The sequence below is a fragment of the Catenovulum sp. 2E275 genome (assembly GCF_025515275.1).
Classification (GTDB): domain Bacteria; phylum Pseudomonadota; class Gammaproteobacteria; order Enterobacterales; family Alteromonadaceae; genus Catenovulum.
In genome coordinates, this window is the sequence record NZ_JAOPFU010000056.1 from 1 (window position 1) to 22,312 (window position 22,312).

Consider the following 22,312-nt stretch of genomic DNA (forward strand, 5'->3'; position numbering starts at 1 on the left):
TTTAATGAATATGTTTCAAACGGCCTTTTTTCGCGGGTACTGCGTTAAATTCACTTGCAATAGACTAGCTATTGACGCGTGAATTTGCCTTGTCCGCACAAAAAAACTCTCGTTAGAAACCATGTGGAATTATAAGGTTAAATAATTCAATTAGTTAGAATACACCTTAACCCGAGTTGAGGTTATTTAAGGCTAAAGGTTTGATTAAGTACGGAGTTTAAAATGAAAATTGTAGACGTTAGAGTGATTGTTTGTTCGCCTGGGCGTAATTTTGTCACCCTTAAAATTGTGACCGATCAAGGTTTATACGGGATTGGCGATGCCACGTTAAATGGCCGTGAAAAAAGTGTGGTGAGCTATTTGCAAGATTATATTGCACCTATGTTAATTGGCAAAGATCCACACAGAATAGAAGATATTTGGCAATATTTATATCGCGGTGCGTACTGGCGCCGTGGTCCAGTTGGGATGAGTGCAATTGCAGCGGTAGATACGGCGCTTTGGGATATTAAAGCCAAAGCCGCTAATATGCCACTATATCAATTATTGGGTGGGCGAAGCCGCGATAAAATCATGGTTTATACCCATGCAAATGGCGCTGATATTGAATCAACCTTAGATGCAGTGGGCGAAGCCATTGATATGGGCTATAAAGCTATCCGCGTACAGTCTGGTATTCCTGGGGTTAAAAGCACTTATGGCGTGGCTAAAGACGGACATAAATATGAACCAGCGGATGCCGATTTGCCGACAGAAACCGTATGGTCAACCGAAAAATATTTAAATTTTGCGCCTAAGTTATTTCAGGCTGTACGCGATCAATATGGTGATGATATTCATTTATTACACGATGTTCACCATAGGCTTTCACCTATCGAAGCAGGCAGATTAGGCAAAGAATTAGAACCTTATCATTTATTTTGGATGGAAGATCCGGTTGCGGCTGAAAATCAGGATGGGTTTAAACTGATTCGCCAGCATACCACGACCCCGATTGCGGTAGGCGAAGTTTTTAACTCAATTCATGATTGTCATGCATTGATTCAAAACCAATTAGTTGATTATATTCGCTCAACCGTGGTTCACGCTGGTGGTATTACTCAACTGCGCCGAATTGCTGATTTAGCCAGTCTTTATCATGTGCGTATGGGCTGCCACGGCGCAACTGATTTATCGCCAGTGTGTATGGGCGCTGCATTACATTTTGATTTTTGGGTTCCAAATTTTGGGATTCAGGAGCACATGCCACATAGTGAGTTAATGGAATCTGTTTTTACCCGCTCGTATCAGTTTGACGATGGTTATTTCACTCCAGGTGAAACACCGGGTCATGGCGTAGATATTGATGAAGAACTGGCAAAAAAATATCCGTATAAACGCGCTTGTTTACCGGTTAACCGGTTAGAAGATGGTACGCTTTGGCATTGGTAATAGGCCCTAACTATTTGGCAATAAATTTTTTATCGCCTGTTTTTATCATCTAGTGTTAACCGAGGTTCGCACTAGGGAAAACAATACATGGCAACTTCAACTCAGTACAGTATGTTAGGGATATTACTGGCGCTGTGTATGTATTTTGCCATGTTGGTATTTAAACCAGGTGAATCCATACTGAATTAGCATAATGTGTTAGCAATGTTCTGCTTTTTATACCCAGCACTATATTGAAATAAGTAAAAACTGAGCTTTTAAAGCACATTGCATTACATTAAGTCCACTGTGATCTTAAGTGAATTTTTATTATAGCCAACCCAGAAGTTAAACTTGCTGATAGCATTAAAATACAGGCACCAAAAGCCAACTTAGAGATGGGCTAGAGATATTTTCAGTTAATGACTCGATTTTTTATCAATTAGCCAGCGCGGATATTCTTCATTAATTAATTTTTCTGGCCAGCGGCCATACCAGTCATAACCTGTACGGCGTTCACGCGAGATTTGGGCTAAAGACTCAACTCTTTGCCCCTGCCGATTTGCCAGTAGAGGCTGGTTTGTTTCAATGTCATAAAATCTTGCCCAAATGGGGTTGGCATTCGGATCATTCACCATGATTCTGTCCCAGTTTGAGGTATGGTATTGATACTGAACCGTTTCAGCATCTATTTTTACCATATCAATGCCAGTTAGTGCGCTTGATTTAAACCAGCTAATTGCATGATTAATTGCATTCACTTTTTCTGGACTGGGGCTGGGATCTGACATTAAATAACGTACAACATCTACGCTTTCACGGCTTACCACACTGGCTAACTCAAATGCACGGGCTTGCACTGGTTGTAAACTGTCAGCATGGTACTGGCCAGCCCAAATGCTAGGTGCTTGCTTAATCTTAACTTGTAACTTTAATAATAAAGCATCACCTTTATCATGGGCCTGAGTAATTTGGTTAACTAACTGGGTTGATAAAAAATCAAATCTTTCACTGCCAAGTTTTATTTCCTGTAGCAAACCTAATACACCAGCCATCACATCATCCATAATGGTGATATGCGCACGGTAACCATCTTTACTTGGAGGAGAGTGGGTAAAGCCACCGTTTGGCAACTGTGAGTCGAGAATAAACTCTAAGCCATAAATTGCCGCTTGTTTATATTTTTCTTCACCAGTTTGTTGATAAACCTCTGCCAAATAACGAATTTGTGGGTAAACATTGCGGTTATCAAAGCTCGTATCTTTTGAATTTTTTAGTGACTGCTGCAATTTTATTTCGTCATCTGTCATGATTCTGAGCGGATTTTTATTTTCTGGCCAGCCACCGTTTGATCTTTGATAAACCAATATATTATCTGCAATTTCAATAATTTGATTGAGTTTATATCTAGGCTGTTGATCATTCGCGTTTTGATCGTTCCAATGTTTTATGACATCACTGAAACCCGATAAATTAATGGCCTGATAAGATACTGGTTGAGTTTGGCAAGCCGATAAGCTTGCGCAGAGTAAAGTCGATAAAATCAGTTTTTTCATTTTAGTTTTGGCTGAATGTAACAGGTGAATACAAGAATATAACAAAAAATAAATAATGTCTTGATGTGAGTAATGTTGATTGTGTATGATTTAAAATGATTATTTTACAAATTCAACTTTTAATAACAAACGGCAAACTTCTATGTCTCATAAACTATTCAAAACAACACTTGCTTGTGCATTAGCCGGCTTGGCAATGGCGTCTAATCTGGCTTTTGCAAAAATTGGGGATACTTTTCCGTCGGAGCGAAAGGTGATTAATGATCCGGTTACCGGAGTTAAAATTGCATTTTTAACCAGTAAACCGATTGGTGATTCTAAAATTTATCCTACTCATCCTCAATGGACTGCTGATGGTAAATGGCTGGTATTTCGTTCTAACCGAGTAGCTGGCGAAGCTATTGCGGTGAATGAAGCTGATGGTACTTTGGTGCAGGCAACGGAGGGCGGTTATTTTGGCATGCTGGTTAATGCACAAAAATCGAATAAATTATATTTGATGCGTGATCCGGCTTCACCCGCCAATAAACAGCCAAGATATGGTAATAATGATGCCGACAAACAAATTGTTGAAGTGAATATGCAAACTTTGCTGGCCGATGTTAAAGCAGGCAAAGTGAAAGCCGCAGAGCAGTATCAAAGAGTAGTCGGAACTGTTCCCGGCAGTATGGGTGCAGGTGGTGATATGGCACTGGATGCTGCCGAAGATATTATCTACTTTAGAATTGGGCGTGAAGAAGCTGCTAAACATTTAGCTGCTGATACTAAAATAGAGCCTAATTTTGGACCGCGTAATATGGGCGCAGGTCCAACGGGTATTGCGAGCATGGACATTAAAACCGGTAAAATTGAAATGGTTGTGGCTTTACCATTTCAATTAGGCCATATCCAAACGAATCCTTGGGTACCAAGAGAGTTAGTTTTTAGCTGGGAAACCGGTGGTAAATCACCACAGCGAACTTGGGTTATGAAAGTAGGTGAAAAAGCCCGACCTTTATACCCTGAAGCGGATTATGAATGGGTTACTCACGAAGCGATTATCACTAAAGATGAAGTGGCGTTTGCAATGATGGGCCATAGAAAAGTGGGTACGACTGATGGTTGGGGTCCCTCTGCTAGCCGAGAAAAACCAACCGGTTTAGGCATTGTTAATTTACGTACTGGCGAGATGCGAATAGCCGGCCAAACCCGTAGTGGTAGTGGTTTATGGCATGTTCATGGGTCGCCGGATGGCCGTTGGGCGGTTGGTGATGATTTTGCTCGTAGCTTATATTTAATTGACCGAACCACAGATGAAATGATGTTATTAAGTGCAGGTCATAAAACCACGGCAAAAGATCATACACATCCAACATTTAGTCGTGATGGCACTAAAATTCAAATTCAGTCTGCTATGCTGGCCGAAGACGACAGAACCATGAATATTGCGGTAATTTATTTGCCAGAAAAATTACTTAATAAAGATTATAGCCAAGTTAAACGGTTAGATTAATCGGTTAAAGTTAACTGAAAGATAAAGTTAACTTTAAAAAGTAAGCTCACATAAAGCGCGTTTGGTTTAAACGCGCTTTATTTTTTTGCTCTTGAAATCAAGTAACAGAGATAACAACAAATGAAAAAATTATTTAGTTTAAGTGCTGCTATTTGTGGGTTAATAATTTCGCAGGCTCATGCGCAGCCTAATCCGGCGATACAAGCTAATGACAATTTATACCCAACAGGGAAAGTGGTTTCACACTACCATAATGACTGGACTCAAGGCCATTATCGAAATCGAATTAAATCTTTTAAAAATGAGCCACTTGAGTTTGGCGACATAGTGTACATTGGCGATAGCATTACCGAAAAAGGACGCGACTGGGGCAAAAAATTTCAGCTAAATCAAGTTAAAAACCGTGGCATAGCTGGTGATTTAACCGATGGTGTACTTAAAAGGCTGGACGAAATCACGTATTTTAAACCCAAAGCTGTGTTTATTTTAATTGGGGTTAATGATTTATTTAATTTGCATCATAAAGAAGCTGGTGGAAATTTTAAATACGATAAAATCGTACCGTCAGTAGAGTTTATTGGCGACAACATATTAAAAATTGCCCTGCGTATTCACCAGCAATCTGCCGATACTCAAATCTATGTACGTACTGTTTTGCCAACTCGCAGAGCTTATCTTAAAACTGATATTGTAAAGCTCAATTCAATCATTAAACAAAATGAACAACAGGGAGTTTATCAGGTGATTGATTTATATCAGAAATTTGTTGATAAAAACGGTGATATGCAAGAAGAATTAGCCGTAGATGGGGTGCATTTAAGTGATGCTGGTTATCAACATTGGGTGAATGTTGAAAGGCCAATTTTGACTCAGCTTTAATGACAAACTTTAGAGCAATTAATCTGCTAATTAGGTCACAATTATTTAATTGGAGTGTTTAAATAATTTGGCTCAATATAAGTGGCAATGTAGTATTAATTAGCTGACTTTGGATAACTGCTTTATCTGTTATAACAGTATTTTAGCTAATTTAGTTGTCCAATATTTGGATTAATCAAATAAACAGGCGGTTGTATTTTGCTGAAATAAAAGCGGAAATAAAAACGAAAAATAATTAACGGATTAAAATGAACAAAGCAGACTTTAGGTTTGATATTCAAGGATTAAGAGGGCTTGCGATCCTCAGTGTTGTTATCTTTCATCTTTCACCCTCTCTTTTACCCGGTGGTTTTATTGGGGTTGATATATTTTTTGTAATATCTGGCTATTTGATTATTGGTCAGATTTGGCGCGCTATACAAAATCATTCGTTTGAGTTATTAGACTTTTACTCAAAACGAATCAGGCGATTGTTTCCTGCTTTGTTTGCCATGTTGTGTGCCACAACAATAATCGCCTATCAGTTATTGCTCCCCAAAGAATTTTCAAATTATATCGACAGTTTAATTTCAGCTTTATTATATGTTTCCAACTTTTGGTTTTATACCAAGTCAGGTTATTTTAACAGCGAGCTTGAAAATGCTTTGCTTTTGCATACATGGTCTCTATCGGTAGAAGAGCAGTTTTATATATTGGCTCCACTGATATTGCTTATTTTTAAACGCAGAAACTGGCATGTATTAAGCTTTTTAATCCCATTAGTATTAGTGGGATTATTATTAAGTGAATTGTTTATTTATTTTGATGAATCTTTTTCGTTTTATGCTTCACCATCTAGGTTTTGGCAATTTGCCGTTGGAGGTTTACTAGCAATAAAATTTAACCAGCCTCCCACACATAAACTCACCAGAGAAATTTTAGTGAGTTTTGGGTTATTGGTGCTGGTTGGTTGCTTTTTTATGTTGGATGAGTCTAATTTTCCCGGTGCAAAAGCTGCGCTGCCTACCTTCGCGACTGCGGTAGTGATTTATGCAGGTAAAGCTAAAGATTTGTCGTATTATTTATTAGCAAACCCTGTTGCTAAATTTTACGGCGATATTTCTTATTCATTATATTTGTGGCACTGGCCACTTATTATTTTATTTAAATTAACCACCAGTCAGGCACTTACCGGTGAATATCAGATTATTCTATTAGCTGTTTCGACCGTGTTGGGTTATTTATCTTATTGTTTTATTGAGCAACCAACTCGTCGGCTTACATTTAAAGCTAACTCATTCAAACCATTAGCCTTAGCGAGTGTTGCTTCAATCAGTTTATTAGGATGCATGTATATATTATCAACCATGCATTATGCTAAATTTCAACATACTCAGTTAAACTACGAAAGCTATTTAGCGTATCCGGCAGATGAATATCGCAAAGGCAGTTGTTTTTTAACCTCTGAATTTAATGACATTGCTTATTTTGATAAAACAAATTGCATTACAGCACAAGCGGGTAAAACCAATATATTGTTAATTGGCGATAGCCATGCCTCGCATTGGTATGCTGCGTTAAGAGCAAAGTTAAATCCAAAAGTAAGCTTGTCGCAAGTGACAGCTTCTGGTTGCAAACCTGTGTTGCAAACTCAAGGTGAAAGCCAATGCACTCAATTAATTAACTGGGCATATCAGGATTTAATTAAACAGGCTCAATTTGATAAAGTGATTATTTCAGCACGTTGGGCATCTTTTGATAACGAGCTGCTAAAAAAGACCATTTTATATTTAAAACCCTACGTAAAAGATATTATTGTTTTTGGCCCTATCATTGAATATAAACGCGATTTACCTCGTTTATTAGCAACTTCTAAAAACTTAACTGAATTGATGAGTTTTGCTGAATATGAGCGGATTAAAATAATAGATGCAGAGATTGAATCAGCAGTATTAAACAGTGGCGCGCAATATCGTTCAGTGCTTGATCAAGCTTGTACTAAAGCAGAATATTGTGCAACTGTGATTGACAGTGTACCGCTACAATTTGATTATGGACATTTGACATTAACAGGTGCCAGTTATTTGTTAAAAGGGATTAAAATTTAACCTAAGGTGAAAGATGAAAAATCAAATCAGTTGTGAACAGCATGACTACTTTGAGATTGTCTGTATACGTCGCTCATATATTAGTGTTACTTTGCTAAATGGTGAGAGTGTATCCGGTCAGGCGGTAGATATTAGGCTAACCGAGACTAAAGAGGAATTGTTGGTGATTGCAACTGAAAATAAAAAGCTGGCTAGTGGCACGGGTAAACAAGTTGAAATCAACTTAACTCAGATTAAACAGTTAAAATCGAGCGGCAATTTAGTTGCCGCACATAATTTTGAAGTTGATTTTAGCTAATCTGCGGTTAAATCTAGCCAAAGTTCTTTACGGTGAAGCGGTGTCGCTTTAGGTAAAAATGGATTATCCAGCCGAATCGCACGGCGGTTTTTTAAGTTTGCCCGTTCTAATGTACTTTTGATTTCAGGGCTGTTATAAAAATATTCGTCAAATTTGCCATCTTTTAATATGGCTTCCATACCAAACTCTAAATCTTTAGCCAATTGTGGATGCTTTTTAGAGACAAAAAAATAAGTTGGTAACGGATAAATAATCACTAAGTTTTGTTCTACTGTTAGCGGCAAATCTGGGTAATCATTTAATTCGATTAGAGCTTCTGAAGCGCCTCGAGGAAACGCATCAAATCTGCCACCGTCGAGCATATAATATAAATTTTGTTTTTTGTTAGATTTAATTACAGTTAAACCACTGGCCTCTAATATTTTAGTATCCTGCCATCGTCTCCCTTGACCGAATTTTATATTTTGTAAATCTTCTGGCGTTTTTATTTGGTTAAATCTAGCTTGATCATTTTGACGGATAAACATAAGCCGGTGGCTCATTAAACCACGATAAGTATCAATTCGGATTGGGATATAATCTTGTTCAAGTTGCTCGGATGTGCCGCCCCAAGTGACATGAATTGTTCCTGTTTTTAATGATTCCAATACTCTTGATTTGGATAATACTTCATCAGTCGATTTTAATTGATAATCAGTTGTTGAATACGACAAGGCTAACTCTAATAAACCTGTCATATAATTACTGGCAGCATTCGACTTTTTATTGGTGATTACATCCACTGCAGCAAAACTTAAGTGACTCCAGGCAAATAAGATAATTAATCCATAGCGACATTTTAAAAGCATATAAATTCTCTCATTTTTTAGGCTTGCTACCGGTGGCAGGTTGATAATATAACGAATATTATTTTAACTAACAAACTTTTAACCAATAATATCGTTTGAATTTTAATTTGCTGAATAAATTTAATACTTGTTGCTCCTAATTAGCTAATGTTAAAGTTTAGTATAGGTAAAAATTTATAATATTCGGTAGCGTACATGAAAAAAATAATACGAAGCTTTGTTTATTTAGTCTTAATTTGTCAGGTTGTCTTTATTTCTAAAAGCTTTGCTTTAACTGAAATCAAGCCTACAGATGATGGTTTTTTATACACAGGTAGGGTGGGGTTTAATCAGCAGAAACAAGCCATAGTTTCATGGCCGGGCACTAGTATTAAAGCCAATATCACGGGTGATCAGCTGATTGTGGTAATGGATGATGATAATGGTAAAAACTTTTTTAATGTGATAATTAATGGTGAAGATAACTACCCCGCTGTGTTATCTCTTAAAAAAGGAACACATGAATATGATTTGAGCTATTTATTATTTAACCGTAACAATAAAGCTAACCAAATTGAAATTTTTAAACGGACAGAAGGGCATGAAGGTGCCAGCCGCTTTTTAGGTTTTAAATTAGCGGATGGGGCAAAATTATTAGCTGCGCCTAAACCATTAAAACGAAAAATTGCCTATTTTGGGGACTCAATTACCTCTGGTATGGGTAATGAAGGGGCTGATAATGGCAAGGATGATTTAGAATCTGAAAAGAACCATTATTTATCTTATGCTGCCATTACTGCTCGTAATTTAAATGCTGAATTTCATACCACTTCGCTAAGTGGGATTGGTTTTATGGTGAGTTGGTTCGATTTTATTATGCCGCAATATTATGATCAGCTTTCAGCTGCCGGTAATAACGATACTCTATGGGACTTTAAGCAGTGGCAGCCGGATTTAGTGGTGGTGAATTTAGGCCAGAATGATAGTTGGTTAATTGATAATGAAAAACGTCTACAACCGGAACCGTCGGAGCGAGAAATTATTAATGCTTATAAAGGGTTTATTAATCAGCTTAAAGCCGTTTACCCCGATGCTCGGTTTATTTGTGCATTAGGCAGTATGGACGCAACTAAAGCAGAGCGTAAACACTGGGTTAATTACATTAAAACTGGCGTGGATGAATTAAATCAGGCCGATCCTAAACATAAAATTGAATTTATTACCTTTGATTTTAACGGGTATTATGCTCACCCCAGAGTCGCGCAGCATGTTGATAATGCAAATAAATTAACCGCCAAAATCAAACAGGTTATGGGTTGGTAGCACGATTGGCAACTATTCTTAAATTTCTGGGCGTGGTATGACGATCACAAAAGCTGGCTAGTTCAACCTGACAGCCAGCTTCTTCCAAATAGAGGACTAAATCTAATACCAGCCAAAGTTCAAGCGCGCGTCTGTATCCCTGACTTACTAATTGCAAACGCTGAAATTGACGATATTTTGCTTTTGCTTGAGCCAAAAACGGATGAAAATCAAAATCGTCGGCAAGTTTAATCGCCTTTTTTTGTGCCAGAGTTTTAATAACATATTCAGCCCCTTGGCTGACCGCTGACTTAGGTAAAGATGGCGTTGGCATATATTCATCAATACCGGTAATTTGGCGCTGAATTAAATCAAATGCCATTCGCCACTCACCTAATAAGTTAACTTGTTTACGAATTCGGGTCGCCGCAGTAACCATTTCTTGCACTGCTAATCTGACTTGATTACGACTTAAAGCTAAATTATGCTGTAACGCCAAATTAGAAAGAGGTTGATATTGACCTTTGAACCATTGATGATAACAGCAAGGTGCTAAAACAAGTTGTTGGCTGCTGCTATTGCGCCACTGTTTAATCAAGTTGCGGTGTAAATCGCCACAGGCATGCAGCGCAACCACAAAATCATCTTTTTCAAACTGATGCTGGGTTAACAGCACATCTTTACAACTAAATTTTACCCGTTTGACCCATTGTTTGGCTGATTGCTCACCGGATTCACAGAGGTTGGGTTGTATTTCAATTGCGTGCAAATCGGCTTGTCTGTGATTTGCAACGGCGCGGCCTAAATAGGATTTTCCGGCACACCAATCAACAATATGTTGAGCTGAATGATTATTATCAGGTAACGCGGCAATAAAGGCTTCTATTTGAGTCCATTTACGGCCGGGCACATCTAAGTTTAACCTTGGATGGAGGGCTATTGTTCCCCTGATTTCTGGTGTTTTGATTAATTGACAAAGTGTAGCGTAACCGTTGATATGACTAGTTAAAAAATCCGCTAAAGCCGCAGGCGACTGATCTAACCTATCAAACTGATGATCGCTTAGCGCCAGCACTTGATCTTTAAGTTCAGGATGTGATTCAAACCAGTCTAAATCAGCCTGATAAAAGGCAGAATCACGCCAGAATATTTGCTGATGATTAAGCTGTTCAGTTAACGCAATAAATTGTTGTTGGTATGACATTTTTGTATACAAACCAGCGCGGTATAAACTCAAGAATAGTGCGCGGATTATAAGCTTAGAATCGTTAATAGGGCAGGTTTTTTATGCTGATTGTTGTAATCTGCATTTTTTCTTCTCTCAGTTTGATTGTTTGCAATTCAATCATGGCACAACGATGCCGAATAAGGGGGGAAGACCATCACATCTGGTTAAATAGGGGGAGGTTAAATCAGTGAGGTATCAAAAATAATAGCTAAAGCCTATTTTTAGCTTTAGCTATTTTTATCTTGCGAGCAATTAACGGTTACTTAGTTAATTGATAAGCTTCTTTAGCTAAGCGGTACGATAAATCGTGGGCTAAATCAAAAGCGGCTGATTCACTTAATCTGTGCTCTGCAACCATTTGAGCTAAGAAACGACAATCAATACGACGTGCTACATCGTGGCGTGATGGGATAGATAAAAACGCACGAGTATCGTCATTAAAACCAACAGTATTATAAAAACCAGCTGTTTCCGTTACATTATGGCGGAATCTTAACATGCCTTCTGGGCTGTCGTGGAACCACCAAGCCGGACCTAATTTAAGGCAAGGGTAATGACCCGCTAACGGTGCTAGTTCACGCGCATAAGTTGATTCATCTAAAGTGAATAAAATAATGCGTAAATCTTTTTCAACACCAAATCTATCTAATAACGGTTTTAATGAGCCTACATAATCTGTACGACCCGGAATGTCACAGCCTTTATCTAATCCAAATTTTTGGAATACTTGCAGGTTATGGTTACGGCGAGAGCCAGGGTGAATCTGCATGACCATGCCATCTTCAACACTCATCGCTGCCATTTCAGTTAACATTTGGGCGCGGAATAACTCTTTTTGTTCTGCGTTGGCTTCACCTTTAATCACTAAATTAAAGAGTTTTTCAGATTCAGCAGCAGACAAATTAGCTGTTAAAGCACTTGGGTGGCCATGATCGGTTGCTGTTGCACCATGTGCGCGGAAAAACTCGCGGCGATTACGTAGCGCATTTAAATAACCATTCCATGAATAAACATCTTCGTTAGTTAACTCTGCTAAGGTTTTAATGTTGTTTTCAAAGTTTTTAATATCTGGGTCAACTACGTCATCTGGGCGGAAAGTGGTAATAACCGTTTTGTTTAAACCGAGTTCTTTAATTTTGGCGTGATGCGGCAATGAATCAGTTGCACCTTCAGTTGTTGCCAATAACTCAATATTAAATCGTTTTAGCAAAGCGTGAGGCTTAAATTCATCTGTTGCTAATTTTTCATTAATTGTATTGTAATAAAACTCAGCATTTGCAGGGCATAAAGTTTCAGTAAAACCAAATACTTCGCTAAATACAAAGTCCATCCACATGCGTGATGGTGTCGCATGGAATAAATAATAATGTTCAGCAAAGGTTTTCCAAATTTTTAAATAATCTGTTGAGCTTTCGCCGCCATCAACACGCGGTACACCTAAATCTTCTAACTGTACACCTTGGCTGTAAAGCATACGAAATACATAGTGATCTGGAATGATTAATAACTGTGTCGCGTTTTTAAAGTTTTCGTTGTTAGCAAACCAGCTTGGATCAGTGTGACCATGCGGGCTAATAATTGGTAAATCGGCAACGGTTTTGTATAAAGCTCTGCTTAGCTCACGTTGCTTAGGATCGGCACTAAAAAGGCGATCTGGATGTAAATTAATTGGTTGAACTGAACTGCCCATTATGTTTCCTCTAAACAATTTGTCTATCACTACCCAAATGTAAAATCAAAGCATTAAGAACCGGTGACTAGTGATTAAAAAATCTAATAATGCTACCGGTGGCAATTCTAGTCTGTAGATTATGTTACGTCAAGGTTAAAATTTACTCATTTAATACCAAATTTTAATTTAAAACATGTGTTTGCTAGCCTGTCTTAATTTTTGACATTAAATGTCTCGAAGACAAATTTATATAAAAGGTGTTTCTTATTTTTAAATACAATTTAGATTTAAAAATAATACTTTTAATAAAAAATTAACATGTTGGTGGAGGGCTATTTTTAAGGGACTAATTTAAGTGATCTTGAGAGTTTTTTTAATTATTAATCAATGTCTTATTTTTTATAGTGTCTGGGGTTTTGTTATTTTATGTTAACCATCTCATAATATACTAATACTTATAAACAATATAATTACAATTTGACAAACAAAAATTAATGGTGTTAATCTTATGCCACCGGTGGCAGTTTTAGTTTGTTAAATTTAATTAACGGGGACTTACAAATGAAGCATTGGAAATTGAATGCTTTTGCTGTCGCGATAGCGCTGAATTACCCAATTCAGGCTATGGCAGCAGAATCAGAACAAAACCAAGAAGAAAAAACTGAAGTCATTGAAGTACGTGGGGTTCAGTACAGTGATCAAAAAGCACGTTTAATCGAACGTGATAAAAAACAATTCAGTTCGGTTGTTTCAACTGATGATTTGGGTAACTTTGTTGATCAAAACGTGGCTGAATCACTGCGCCGTATGCCGGGTATTACTCTGCAACGCTCAGAAGGTGAAGGTAAGTTTGTTACTTTACGTGGTTTAGGCCCAGAGTTTGTATCTGTCAGCATGAATGGTTCACAAATGGCAGGTATTGGTGATGAGCGTAAAATGGGGCTGGATTCATTATCCGGTGATACTTTAGGCTCAATTGAAGTTTATAAAACCCTAACCCCTGATTTAAATCTAAATGCGATCGGTGGTGTGGTTAACGTAAATGCAATTTCAGCGTATGAACGTGGAAAAGATACATTAAAACTAAAAATTCAGGATTCTTACTCTGAATTGCGTGAAGAGCATTCACCTAAATTTACGATAGATGGCACTCAGTTTTTATTTGATAAAAAAGTGGGTATTGGTTTTGCCGCTTCGCATGAAAAGCGCGCCACTGTGGTTAATGAACATCGTCATCACAGTACAAATATTATGCAAGAATACACTCAAAACTACTCTGGTTTAGAGGGTAGCCCGAGTATTCTTGGACCACAAGAATATGAAATTCGCCAAGAACAAGCTGACAGAACACGTAATACCGGTACTTTAAACGTTGAGTTTAAACCGGATGATGCAAATATGTTTTATGTCAGAGGTAACTATTCTGAGTTTACCGATGAAGATGTTGCATACCGTGAATTTTACCGCTTTTTGTCTGGCGGTGGTGGTGCTGATGAAATCCTATATGTAAACGAAGATACTCAAGAGTTTGTCATTTCAGATGCTGATTTACAGCATCAGTTTTTTATTCAAGAATCAACCAAAGAAACCACAACTTTTAATATTGGTGGTAAACACCAAATAGGCGATGCGTGGACGGTTGAGTATGATTTTACCACATCAAAAGCAGTTGAAGATGCAACTGGCGATCGCCGTGTTCAATTCCGTGAACGTGACTTAATTTTATATGGTAAAGCCAGTAAAGACATGATTGACGCTAAGATCATGTCACCTGAAGAAACGGCTGAGTTTATCGGTTTAGATTATACCGAGAGCATGTTTGGTAACGGTGCGCGCGGTGATATTAATGATCCGGCTAATATGGAATTTGATAACGTCTTTCTTGAAGGCAGTACCAGAACAGATGAAATTAAAACATTTAATTTAGATGTTCAGTATGACTTTATTGATTCTGACTGGCTGTACTATTTAAAAGCGGGTATTGCGACCAGTAACCGTGATCATATTACTGACAAAAACCGTTGGAGCTATGTACCGGAAACCAGTTATTGTAATGAGGGTGACCAAACTTGTATTGATGCAATTGGTGCTAATCATGCAAATATCGTAACTGACTTTGGTTTTGACTTGGCTATTCCTGAAAATAGTGATTTCCAATATCCATTTGTGAGCCGTGATGCACTTAATTATTTAGTGGATTCTATTGAATATACTAAAGATGTCGCAACAGCAGGTAAAGAAGGTTATGTCAGTTTAAGTAACGATTATCAGTTAATTGAAGATACCCGTGAAGGTTATGTGATGGGTGAAATGGAATTAGCTGAGCGTGTCACCATGATTACAGGTGTGCGTTGGGTTGAAACTGAATATGCTTCAACTGGCTATATGACTATTCGTAACGACAGGTTCACATTTGGTAATTCTGCGATTGATGTATTCCAACCATTACCGCAATCTTCAATTAAATACAGCGAATTTTTCCCAAGTGTTCATGTTAGATATGAGCCAACAGATACTTTATTAATTCGTGGTGCCGTGTGGACCAGTTATAGCCGACCATCATTCAAAGACAGCCGCTCTTTTGCTAAAATGGATGATCGCTTAATGCTTTGTTCACCAACCAGTACAGATGCAAACCCTGACTGTTATGATGATCCGGATGATTTTGCTAACTATTCAGCACTTGATTTACAGGATTATACTTTAGCACCGGGTAACAGCATTGATATCGGTAACCCAAATCTAATTCCAATGACATCAACTAACTATGACGCATCTGTCAGTTGGTATCACTCTGAAGATCTGTTCATGGAATTATCTGTTTTCTATAAAGATATTAAAGACTTTATTGTGGAAACCCGAGGGATTAGCGGTAGCTTTGATACGTTACCTATTACTTTACCGATTAATCAGGTCACTGAGTTTATTATCCCGCAAGAGCAAACTTTATCTAACATTAATATGACTATTAATGGTGATTATGCAGAAGTGTATGGTTTTGAGGTGAGCTATAACCAATTCTTTGATTCTGGTTTCTTTATCCAAAGTAACGCAACCATTCAAACCAGTGAAGCGCGTGTAGATCCTACAGTCCGCAAAGGCACAATTGCTTTACCTGAGCAAGCGGATACCACGGCCAACTTAACTTTTGGTTGGGAAAACGATGACTTTAATGTGCGTTTAATTGGTAACTATCGTTCAGATATTCTGGAACAAATTGGTGCTTGTCCTGAAGATCAAAATGCCGAATGTCGTGATTGGTCTGATCAATATCAATCTGGCTTAAAAACCTTAGACTTTAAAATGAAGTATGACTTTGGTGCTGGTTTATCAGCTTATTTTGATGCGATTAACCTAACAGATAATAAAGACTTACGTTATTTTGAAGGTAATGCAGCCAGTGGTGGCAATGTACTTTATCAACGCGAAGAGTATGGCCGCACGATTCAAGTTGGTTTGAATTACAAATTCTATTAAAAAAACACGCTTAAAAAGCAAGTTAAAAGCGCTTAGTGAGTTTGCCTAAGCGCAAAATAGAGGATTTATCATGCAATATAAATTATCACTTATAAGCAGTGTGATTAGCGCAACGCTATTATCAGGCTGTGGATTTGAAGTAGAACAAAACGTTACTGAACCGCTTCCACCAGCGTTAACTGGTCAGTTTGTAGATAGTGCAGTATCAGGATTAGATTTCACCCGAATTAATATTGAAGGTGAGGAATCAGAAGGTGCAACCGATGCTAACGGTAATTTTGAATATTACCGAGGTGATCGAATTGTATTTAAAATTGGTGAGTTCGAATTACCTGAGATTTCACCTAAAAACTTTGTAACACCACTGAGCTTTTTTTCAACTGATAACCCAGTTGCCCCTCAAGTTGCTAACCTAGCTCGTTTATTACAATCGTTAGATACAGATGCAGATCCTGAAAATGGGATTAGTATTAGCCCAAATGCAGCTGCAGTGGCTAATATGCCGCTTAAAACTGATAGTGAAGGCAATGTAATTGAAACTGTTCAGGAATTTTTTAATCGTTCACCAGAAGAATTTGCAGCCGCAATTGAACCTTGGTTAGCGCAAGCGATTCCTGATCGTACCATGGTATCTTATGATGCTGCTGTTGCTCACTTTGTTAAAACATTAGAAGAAGACTTTGGTGATGTATCAAGTGGTGCATTTGATTTAAGCTTATTTGAAGGTGAAGTATTTAATCCGTTTATTGATAACGCGAGTGTAATTCAGCAGAAAATTACCTTCACGCCGGATGAGACTACAGATAATGTTGCTGGTAAAAAAGGTAGCTATAGCATTTCAGTTGATGATGCTGTAACTCAAACTGGTACTTATGAGTTTGTATTTGGTCGTCGTGTATTAGCTATGACCCACATGGATGGAGAGCAAAGCGTAACTAACTATTTAGTTTCACTTGCCTTTGATACTCAAGCTCAAGTTTATAGTGTGTGTGCAGCCGACAGTAGCATGGGAGTTGCTTCAATTGTTGCTAACTGTGATGCTGAAAACGAACGCAACATTAATAAAATTGTATTCTCGACGGAAGAAAATACAAATCAAGTTGCCGCTTTAGAGGTTGCTGCTGAAGAGCTATCAATTGAATTAAAAGAAGATTTTAATACAGATACAACGAATTTCTTCTCATCTAATCATAAGCGTTTAACTAAAGATATTAGTAGTGGTGCATTGTATGCCATTGCAAGTGGTTCGCCTGAAATTGTAGATGGCCAATTTACTTTTGACGGTGACAGAATTACGGTTGGTAATACTACACCTGACCGCACTACAACTGCTGCTGATACCGCGGGTACTGGTATTTACAATTTAAGTGAAGGCTTTACTATTTCATTTGATGTTGTTGCAGCTAGCCCAACCGGTACATTCTATTTTTATGCCGATAATAATACCGCTTCGCAATCACAGTCGTTGCATGGCGATATTTCTAAAATGGTACAAATAGATTTAGCAACTGGGGAAACAACCGAAGGTGGTTTAGTTACTCTAGGCGCAACTTTACCCACATTAAAAGTAGGTGAACGTGTTACTTACACCTACGAAGGTGATGGTTTTGCAGGCACTAAAAACTCATTTATTCAGTTCCGTGCAGCGGGCGGCACCAGCATTACTATTGATAATTTAGAAATAGATACCATTGCTGCGTCTGCCGGTGAACCGGAAGAGCCAACTGAGCCTGAAGGTCCGAAAGATTCAGAGGTGTCAGTTGCACTACCATTTAGTGTTGATTTTACAACGTTAAGCGGTGATTTATTTAGCTCTGCTACTTTAGGTATTGATGGTACTGTGGATTCAACCGGTGCTGCCGATCCTATGTTCTACAAAACGGGTGGTACAGTTGAGTTAACCGACGGTGGGGTTAAATTAAGTGGTGGTCGTTTCACAATTGGTGATACTCAAACCTTATATGCAACAACTGGCACTGATACAACTAAAGTGGGTGTGTTTGATTTATCTAAACCATACAATATTGTAATGGACGTAGTACAAACACAAGAGCCAACAGCGGGTAAAAAATTCCAAGTTTATATTGATAATAATACCTCAGGTAGTGCGAACTCTCAGCACGGCGGTTCGTCTCGTATTTATAACGAGAACGCTACTTCTGTTCCTGTTGGTACATTAACCATTCCGGGCGAAATTGGTACATCTAACTCTTTTGTTCAACTAAGAACAGAAGGTGATGCGGTGGTTGAAATTAAAAACTTACGCATTGAATATTTAAACCCGTTTGAAGCACCTATTTTTAGTTGTGACGACGCGGCTGATGAAGTGTATTACTGTGATGATTTTGCTGACGGTAATTTAGATGACTGGGATTTAGATGCCGGTTCAGACGATGGTGCATTTGATGTACTTGAGCTTGAAAATGGTAACAAGGTAATGCGATTTACTGCCGAAAAAGTTGGTGGTGTATTAGCAACCTTAAAAGATTCTGTTATGGCTAATGTTCCTAGTGCAGATTATTTTGTTGAAATGAAGATTCGTCCTCGTCAAAACAGTACAACTAGCAACAAGCACCTATTTGTATTAGGTCGCTATCAGGATGAAAATAACTGGTATGGTGCTGGTTTAAATATGCAAAATGCCAGCACATCAACCCAAGCTGAAATTGCAACTAAACTAGAAGGGTCATTAAACCGTCCGGTTCAAACGAAAAAACCTTTCTTATTAGGCGAAAAAGGCGCAACCGAGGATGGTGTTTGGTACACAGTTCGCTACGAAGTATTAGGTAATGACATTACTTTGTATGTTGATGGCGAAAAAATTGGTACACACACTGATACGACGTTAACTGCTAAAGGTTTAGTCGGTTTATATACAGATAACCGCTCGTTTGAAATCGATGATTTAAAAATTGGTGATGCAACAGTTAAACCTGTTTTATTGGCTACTGATTTAGCTGAAACTAGCTGGACAGGTAGTGCATTAGGTGATGCTTTAGTCTTTAAAGTCACTGCACTGCAAAAAGATGGTACAGCAGATACCTTTAACGTTGAATCGTCAGATGTTTCTGTCGCGAAAGTTGAGATTGATGGTGATACAGTCACAATTACGCCGCTTAAAGAAGGTAATGCGACAATCTACTTAACCGCCGGTTCGGATGCTTCTGTTATTCGCCAATTGGATGTTGAAGTAGGCCCTGCATTTACTGACTCAGGTACTGATTATGGTGATTTAGCTTCCAAGTTAATGCCAATGCCGGGTGATCAAGCTCAATATATTGATACCAGCTTTACCATTGAATTTGACAGTGCGCCTACTCTAGGTACATCTGGTGTGGTACGTGTTTTTGATACCGAAACAGATGAGATTGTTGATGAAATCAGTGTTTCTGCTGACACCACATCTTTAGGTAAAACAGTCGCAAGTATCACAGGTAAAACCCGTGACTTAAATTATCGTCCATTTATGATTGACGGTAATAAATTAACCATTAAACCTGCTGATGGTGTGCTTGAATATGGCAAAACCTATAAAGTTGTGGTTGGTAATGATGTTGTCGTGAATACTGCATTAAACGGTACAGATTTTGATGGTATCGGGTCGGGTGCTAACTGGACATTTACCACAAAAGCGGCTGCTCCTACTGGTACTGAAATTACCGTAGATGATGATGGTTTTGCTGATTTCAGAACATTGCAGGGTGCACTTAACTATGCAATGACAGACAAAAATACTGCGATGACGATTACGATCAAAGATGGTATTTATGAGGAATTATTATTCTTACGTAATAAGAATAACTTAACCATTCAAGGTGAAAGCCGTGAAAACACCATAGTTCAGTATAATAACTATGATGGCTATAATTCTGGCTCATCAGGTCGCCCGGTATTTTTAGTTGAAAGCGCAGATAATATCGTACTTAACAACTTCACACTTAAAAATACTCATACCAGAACAGGTTCAGGGGATCAGGCTGAAACCATTTATTTCAACAGTAGTTATCGTTTAATTGCGAATAATATGAACTTTATTAGTGAGCAAGATACATTACTAATGAAAGGTTATAACTGGTTCTACAACTGTTTAATTGCAGGTAATGTTGATTTTATCTGGGGTTATAGTGTTGCGACTTTATTTGAAAACAGCGAAATCAGAACCATAGGTGATTCTAAAAATGCACCAAATGATTCAGATGGCGGTTATGTTTTACAGGCTCGTGTACAAGATGCTTCGTACCCTGGTTTTGTATTTATGAATAATGAATTTACATCTGGCCCTGGCCCATTAGGTAATGGTGTAAATGATAATTCAACTTACATTGCTCGTAGTGCAGGTGACTCGGCTGTGTACGATAATATTGTTTTGATTAACAATAAATTAGGTCCACACATTATTACGGAAGGCTGGAGATTAGATCCGTTACCAAATCCACAAACAGCAGATGCAACTTCTGGCTGGCGTGAATATGGCAGCATGGACTTAGATGGCAATCCATTGGATATATCAGGCCGCGTTGCAAATGCAACTGCTGAATCTGATTTAGCGAATGCACCTTACTCAACTCGTGCTGAAGTGTTTGCAAGTTATGATAATGGTCAAGGTTGGGATCCTCAACCAATTGATGCCCCCGTTATTGTTGACGATGTAGAAGCTCAAGGCGATGGTGGTTTTGCCGGTGCTAATGGTGAAATAACCGGTGGTGCAGGTGGTCTTGCCGTTACTGTTGACAATGGTCTTGACCTAATTGCAGCATTAGATGAAGCAAAACAAGCTGACTCTCCAATCACGGTTTATATTGCCGGTACCATTACACCTGCAAATTCAGGTGATACTAACCGCAGTATCGGTATTAAAGATATGGCAAATGTCTCTATTATCGGTGTAGGCACTCAAGGTGAGTTTGCTGGAATTGGTATTCAGATTGAGCGCTCTAACAACGTGATTATCCGTAACCTGAAAATCCATGAAGTACCAAAAGAATTTGGTGATGCGATTGGTATTCAAAGTGACGAAGGTCAAGATGATACTTATGGTATCTGGATTGATCACAACGAGTTATATGGTTCATTGGATGTTGGTCAAGATGTATACGATGGTTTAGTGGATACTCGATATAATGCAAGAAATATCACAATTTCTTACAACTACATCCATGATCATCATAAAACCATGCTAAATGGCTCAAGTGATGATGCAGCTGAAAAAGGTGATCGTTTTATCACTTGGCATCATAACTATATTGCAAATGTAGTCTCGCGTACGCCGCTATTCCGCTACGGTTTCGGACACATTTATAATAACTATTTCCACAACATTACTGGCTCAGCGATTAACTCTCGTATGGGTGCTGAACTATTGATTGAAAATAACGTGTTTGAAAACGTTAAAAACCCAATTGTATCAGTTGACTCAAGCCAAGTTGGTTACTGGAATGCTCGAGGAAATGAGTTCATTGGTGTAACTTATTCCCCAGAAAGTAGTTTTGGTGATACTGAAGCTTCGTATGAGCTTGATGGTGCGCAAACTACCACTTATGACGTGAGTTATGATTATCAAGATCATTTAATGGATACCGCAGATGTTAAAAACTATGTATTAGCAAATGCTGGTATTGGTAAAATTGATCAGTCTGATGATGATATTCCAGAGATTGTTGATGGTGGAGATAACGGCGGTGACAATGGTGGTACACCAACTACTGGCTCTATAGTTGATGATTTCTCAGCAGCAGATAGAGATACATTCTTTAGTGCTGGCTATAAATCTTTATCAACTGATAGTTCATTACCGCTTTATATCAAAACCGGTGGTAATGTTGACCCAGTAAATGGTGAGTTAGTTATCAATGCTGGTCGTTTCACAATCGGTGATACCGGTACTGAAACGACAGCTGAAGGTGTTGCGCCTAAAGGTACACTTGATTTATCTTTAGGTGCTACCGTTAGCTTTAAGTTATTAGCAGCAGAAGGCGAAGAGAAAGGCTTTTTTATCTACTTAGATAACAATACCTCAGGCAGTTCTAATTCACTTCACGGTGGTGCATCAAAAATAACTGTAGGTACTCAGTCTGAACTTGCAGG

General features: G+C 38.3%; 12 protein-coding genes. 8 read left to right on the top strand and 4 right to left on the bottom strand.

Annotation, left to right across the window (positions count from 1 at the left end):
- Positions 1-222: 222 nt before the first annotated feature.
- On the top strand, positions 223-1,431 hold the full coding sequence (gene manD / locus N7931_RS17270; RefSeq protein ID WP_262795594.1) for a D-mannonate dehydratase ManD: 1,209 nt from the start codon (positions 223-225) through the stop codon (positions 1,429-1,431).
- Between the two features lie 398 nt (positions 1,432-1,829).
- Here manD and pelA read toward each other — a convergent pair whose 3' ends face one another.
- On the bottom strand, positions 1,830-2,966 hold the full coding sequence (gene pelA, locus N7931_RS17275) for a pectate lyase (RefSeq protein WP_262795595.1): 1,137 nt from the start codon (positions 2,964-2,966) through the stop codon (positions 1,830-1,832).
- Positions 2,967-3,108: 142 nt separating this feature from the next.
- Between pelA and N7931_RS17280 the strand changes: the two genes are divergently transcribed.
- The 4 genes from N7931_RS17280 to N7931_RS17295 all read left to right on the top strand — a co-directional run bounded on the left by N7931_RS17280 (position 3,109) and on the right by N7931_RS17295 (position 7,722).
- Positions 3,109-4,458: a hypothetical protein gene (locus N7931_RS17280; protein ID WP_262795596.1), complete on the top strand. Its 1,350-nt coding sequence runs from the start codon at positions 3,109-3,111 to the stop codon at positions 4,456-4,458.
- Between the two features lie 120 nt (positions 4,459-4,578).
- Entirely contained in the window at positions 4,579-5,337 is a 759-nt protein-coding gene (locus N7931_RS17285; protein ID WP_262795597.1) for a GDSL-type esterase/lipase family protein, read from the top strand.
- Between the two features lie 248 nt (positions 5,338-5,585).
- Positions 5,586-7,424 carry an acyltransferase family protein gene (locus N7931_RS17290; protein WP_262795598.1) on the top strand — a complete coding sequence of 613 codons (1,839 nt, stop codon included), beginning with the start codon at positions 5,586-5,588 and terminating at the stop codon, positions 7,422-7,424.
- A 13-nt stretch (positions 7,425-7,437) separates the two neighbouring features.
- Complete coding sequence (locus N7931_RS17295; protein WP_262795599.1) at positions 7,438-7,722, top strand: Rho-binding antiterminator; 285 nt, start codon at positions 7,438-7,440, stop codon at positions 7,720-7,722.
- Here N7931_RS17295 and N7931_RS17300 read toward each other — a convergent pair.
- Complete coding sequence (locus N7931_RS17300) at positions 7,719-8,570, bottom strand: transporter substrate-binding domain-containing protein (RefSeq protein ID WP_262795600.1); 852 nt, start codon at positions 8,568-8,570, stop codon at positions 7,719-7,721. The genes N7931_RS17295 and N7931_RS17300 overlap by 4 nt on opposite strands.
- 195 nt (positions 8,571-8,765) lie before the next feature.
- Between N7931_RS17300 and N7931_RS17305 the strand changes: the two genes are divergently transcribed.
- On the top strand, positions 8,766-9,872 hold the full coding sequence (locus N7931_RS17305; protein ID WP_262795601.1) for an SGNH/GDSL hydrolase family protein: 1,107 nt from the start codon (positions 8,766-8,768) through the stop codon (positions 9,870-9,872).
- On the opposite strand, the gene N7931_RS17310 is transcribed toward N7931_RS17305, so the two are convergent.
- Together N7931_RS17310 and uxaC are read right to left on the bottom strand one after the other, a co-directional pair.
- Entirely contained in the window at positions 9,859-11,055 is a 1,197-nt protein-coding gene (locus N7931_RS17310; RefSeq protein WP_262795602.1) for an SAM-dependent methyltransferase, read from the bottom strand. The genes N7931_RS17305 and N7931_RS17310 overlap by 14 nt on opposite strands.
- Before the next feature lie 283 nt (positions 11,056-11,338).
- On the bottom strand, positions 11,339-12,769 hold the full coding sequence (gene uxaC, locus N7931_RS17315) for a glucuronate isomerase (protein WP_262795603.1): 1,431 nt from the start codon (positions 12,767-12,769) through the stop codon (positions 11,339-11,341).
- A gap of 543 nt (positions 12,770-13,312) precedes the next feature.
- On the opposite strand from uxaC, the gene N7931_RS17320 reads away from it, so the two are divergent.
- Together N7931_RS17320 and N7931_RS17325 are read left to right on the top strand one after the other, a co-directional pair.
- Entirely contained in the window at positions 13,313-16,228 is a 2,916-nt protein-coding gene (locus N7931_RS17320) for a TonB-dependent receptor (protein WP_262795604.1), read from the top strand.
- 70 nt (positions 16,229-16,298) lie between these two features.
- Positions 16,299-22,312: pectinesterase family protein (locus N7931_RS17325; RefSeq protein ID WP_262795605.1), on the top strand; the 6,014-nt coding region annotated here is incomplete at its 3' end.